The sequence below is a fragment of the Streptomyces flavofungini genome (assembly GCF_041028215.1).
Classification (GTDB): domain Bacteria; phylum Actinomycetota; class Actinomycetes; order Streptomycetales; family Streptomycetaceae; genus Streptomyces; species Streptomyces flavofungini_B.
Genome location: NZ_JASKYR010000665.1, coordinates 1 through 3,827 on the forward strand (window position 1 = coordinate 1; position 3,827 = coordinate 3,827).

Here is a 3,827-nt window from a genome sequence, read left to right on the forward strand (position 1 = left end):
CTCCAGGACCCAGCGGGCCACCCGCTCGTGCTCGGCGGCGGGGCGGCGCGGGGCCTGGGCGGCGACGCGCGGCAGGAGCCTCGCGACGATCTGCTCGTGGTCGGCGCCGGTGTCGAAGTCCATGTTGAGCGTGACGAGGTCGATGGCCGACAGGGCCACTTCCGCCATCGCGTACACCGTGTACTCGCCCGCGAGGTTGGCCTTGCGCACATCGAGGTCGTGCAGCGGAGCCGTGCAGGCGAGGGCGCGCAGGCGGCGCGCCAGGCCCTCGTCGGCGGCCGGGCCCATGGCGGGCCGCGGCCCCGCGCTGAGCTGGGGCGGAGCGGTGTCCGGAACGGCAGGCGAAGTCACGGTGCACAGACTAGGTCCTCGGTCTGACAACGGTCGAAACGACGCAGTTCGACCCCGGCCCGCCGGTCCCTAGTCCTCCTCGCCGACCCGCCGCCCGTACACCTCGACGAGCCCCGCCAGCGAGTCCTCCAGGTAGGCGGCGAGCAGTCGTTCGGCCCGTGCGGCGTCGCCCGCCCGTAGGGTCTCAAGGATGCGCTGATTGCGTTCGAGGTAGGGCTCGTGGAGGCGGCGCGGGTCGTCCACCACGTGGAAGGCCAGGCGCAGTTCGGCGAAGACGCTGCGCATCAGCTCGTCGGTGCGCGCGCTGCCCGCGAGGGCGACGAGCTCGCGGTGGAAGTGGATGTTGGCGGTGGAGACGCCCTTCCATCGCTCACCGGCGGCGGCGGCCACCCCGTCGGCGACGGCCCCCGCGACGCCGTCGAGCGCGTACGGCGGCTCGCCGAGTCCCCGTACGACCGCGCACTCCACGAGGCGGCGCGTGCGGTAGATGTCCTCGACGTCCTCGATCGTGAGCACCCGCACGAAGACGCCGCGGTTGAGCCGGTGGACGAGCAGCCGTTCGTGCGTGAGCAGCCGGAAGGCCTCGCGGAGGGTGTTGCGGGAGACGCCGAGCGCCCCGCCGATGGCGTCCTCGGAGAGCCGCGTCCCCGGCGGGAAGTAGCCCTCCGCTATACGGCTCCTGAGGATGTCCGACACCCGCTCGGCCGTGCTGGTGCGCCCGAGGAGCGCACGGTCGTCGGCCAGTCCGCTCACTTCAGTCATCCCCTCCGCCATGCCGGGATTCAACCGCAGATACAAGAACGAGACAACATGGGTATTGAGGGATCGTTCAACGATCCTCTACCTTGGCGGGCACGGCTCGCGACCCGTCGGGGCCTGAACCCGCGCTCGAACCGTTCGCGTACGACCGCTCCGGCTCGACCCGCTCCAGCACCCTCCGTCCCTCATCTGCGAGGTGCCCATGAGCACGACCCCACCCGCCAAGGCGGCCCCGGCAGGCACCGCCCCCGGCAAGGACGCACCGCCCGACGACAGCGGCGTCCTCGGCTGGCTGCGCGCGCTCGGCCCGCGCGGCCGCCGGGCCTTCGCCGGCGCCTTCGGCGGCTACGCCCTCGACTCCTACGACTACTTCACGCTGCCGCTGAGCATGGTGGCGCTCGCCGCCTACTTCGGCCTCGACAGCGGCCAGACCGGCCTCATCACCACCGTCACGCTCGTGGTCTCCGCCGTGGGCGGTGCCATCGCGGGTGTCGTCGCCGACCGCATCGGCCGCGTCAAGGCGCTGATGATCACGGTCGTCACCTACGCCGTCTTCACCGTGGCCTGCGGCTTCGCGCCCAACTACGAGACGCTCCTGGTCTTCAGGGCCCTCCAGGGCCTCGGTTTCGGCGGCGAGTGGGCGGTCGGCGCGATCCTCGTCGCCGAGTACGCCACCGCCAAGAACCGGGGCCGCACGCTCGGCGCGATCCAGAGCTCATGGGCCGTGGGCTGGGGGCTCGCGGTGGTCGTCTACACCGTGGTCTTCCAGTTCCTCGACGAGGACATCGCCTGGCGCGTGATGTTCTGGACGGGCGCGCTGCCCGCCCTGCTGATCATCTACGTGCGCCGCAACGTCCAGGACGCCCCCGAGGCCGCCGAGGAGCGGCGCGGCAGCGCCGACAAGGGGTCCTTCACGGCCATCTTCAAGCCGGGACTGCTGCGCGTCACGCTCTTCGCGGTGCTCCTGTCCACCGGTGTGCAGGGCGGCTACTACACGCTGGCCACCTGGGTGCCCACCTACCTGAAGAGCGACCGGGGCCTCACCGTCGTCGGCACCGGCGGCTATCTGGCCTTCCTCATCTCCGGCGCCTTCATCGGCTACCTGGCGGGCGGTTACCTCACCGATCTGCTCGGCAGGAAGCGGAACATCACGCTCTTCGCCTTCCTCTCCGCGGCCTGCATCCTGGCGTACACGAACATCCCCGACGGTGCCAACGGCCTTCTCCTTGTACTCGGTTTCCCGCTGGGCTTCTGCATGTCGGCGATCTTCAGCGGCTTCGGCTCGTTCCTCAGCGAGCTGTACCCGGCGGCCGTGCGCGGCACCGGGCAGGGCTTCACGTACAACACCGGCCGCGCGATCGGCGCCGTCTTCCCCACCATGGTCGGTTTCCTCGCCGACAGCTGGGGCGTCGGCGGCGCGCTGGTCTTCGGCGCCCTCGGCTACGGACTCGCCGTCCTCGCGCTGTTCGGCCTCCCGGAGACGCGGGGGAGGGAGCTGCTGTGAGCCGTCGGACGAACCCAGGACCGCCCGTACCCGGCACCGCCGCCGAGGCCCGCGCCGCCTTCCGGGCGGGCGAGACGCGGCCGACCGCGGGCGTCGCGGCCGGATACACGCAGGCCAACCTCATCTCCGTACCCGCCGACTGGGCGTACGAGATGCTGCTGTTCTGCCAGCGGAACCCCAAGCCCTGCCCGGTGCTCGACGTCACCGACGCGGGTTCCTGGACCACTCCCCTGGCCCCGGGCGCCGATCTCCGCACGGACCTGCCCCGCTACCGCGTCTGGGAGCACGGGAAGCTGGCCGACGAGCCCACCGACGTCCTCGGGCACTGGCGCGAGGACCTGGTGTCGTTCCTGATCGGGTGCAGCTTCACCTTCGAGTGGGCGCTCGCCGACGCGGGCGTCCCGCTGCGCCACATCGAGCAGGGCCGCAACGTCCCCATGTACGTGACCGAGCGCCCCTGTCGTCCGGCGGGACGTCTGCACGGCCCCATGGTGGTCTCCATGCGGCCCGTGCCGCCCGAGCACCTTGCCGACGCCATCAGGGAGACCTCCCTGATGCCCGCGGTGCACGGCAGCCCGGTGCACTGCGGCGACCCGGCCGGACTCGGCATCGCCGACCTGGCACGGCCCGATTTCGGTGACCCGGTGACCCTGCGGCCGGACGACATCCCGGTGTTCTGGGCCTGCGGGGTCACCCCGCAGGCCGCGGTGATGGCGTCCGAGCCGCCCTTCGCGATCACGCACGCGCCCGGCCGGATGTTCGTCACCGACGCCAGGGACGAGCAGTACCGCGTGGCGTGACCGACGTGAACCACAGGAGACTCGACGACATGAGCACTGACTCCATCGACCTCAACGCCGACCTCGGCGAGGGCTTCGGCCGCTGGCACCTGACCGACGACGAGGAGCTGCTCTCCGTCGTCACCAGCGCCAACGTGGCCTGCGGCTTCCACGCGGGCGACCCGGCCACCATGCGCCGGGTGTGCGAGCGGGCCGCCGAGCGCGGGGTACGGATCGGGGCACAGGTCTCCTACCGCGACCTGGCGGGCTTCGGGCGGCGCGCGATGGACGTGCCGCCCGCCGAGCTCGCCGCCGAAGTGGCCTATCAGATCGGCGCCCTGGAGGTGTTCGCGCGGGCGGCGGGCACGCGCGTGGCCTACGTCAAGCCGCACGGCGCGCTCTACAACCGCGTCGTGCACGACGCGGWTGTAGAG

General features: G+C 71.9%; 4 protein-coding genes and 1 pseudogene. 3 read left to right on the forward strand and 2 right to left on the reverse strand.

All coding sequences use genetic code 11. From position 1 onward, the window contains the following. Positions 1-351: pseudogene (locus AB8Z36_RS32080) on the reverse strand (hypothetical protein); the annotation flags it as partial. A gap of 69 nt (positions 352-420) precedes the next feature. Then, positions 421-1,125, reverse strand: a complete 705-nt coding sequence (locus AB8Z36_RS32085) for a GntR family transcriptional regulator (protein ID WP_369216900.1) — start codon at positions 1,123-1,125, stop codon at positions 421-423. A 187-nt stretch (positions 1,126-1,312) separates the two neighbouring features. Between AB8Z36_RS32085 and AB8Z36_RS32090 the strand changes: the two genes are divergently transcribed. The 3 genes from AB8Z36_RS32090 to AB8Z36_RS32100 all read left to right on the forward strand — a co-directional run. Then, positions 1,313-2,614: an MFS transporter gene (locus AB8Z36_RS32090; protein WP_369216901.1), complete on the forward strand. Its 1,302-nt coding sequence runs from the start codon at positions 1,313-1,315 to the stop codon at positions 2,612-2,614. Then, entirely contained in the window at positions 2,611-3,414 is an 804-nt protein-coding gene (locus AB8Z36_RS32095; protein WP_369216902.1) for a putative hydro-lyase, read from the forward strand. The genes AB8Z36_RS32090 and AB8Z36_RS32095 overlap by 4 nt, the downstream gene beginning before the upstream one ends. A 29-nt stretch (positions 3,415-3,443) precedes the next feature. After that, a partial coding sequence (locus tag AB8Z36_RS32100; protein WP_369216903.1) for a LamB/YcsF family protein occupies positions 3,444-3,827 on the forward strand: 384 nt, incomplete at its 3' end.

What these genes read in the sequence shown, in the direction of transcription:
- AB8Z36_RS32085 (WP_369216900.1), bottom strand. Translation starts at nt 1,125, where the DNA reads ATGGCGGAGGGGATGACTGAAGTGAGCGGACTGGCCGACGACCGTGCG.
- AB8Z36_RS32090 (WP_369216901.1), top strand. Translation starts at nt 1,313, where the DNA reads ATGAGCACGACCCCACCCGCCAAGGCGGCCCCGGCAGGCACCGCCCCC.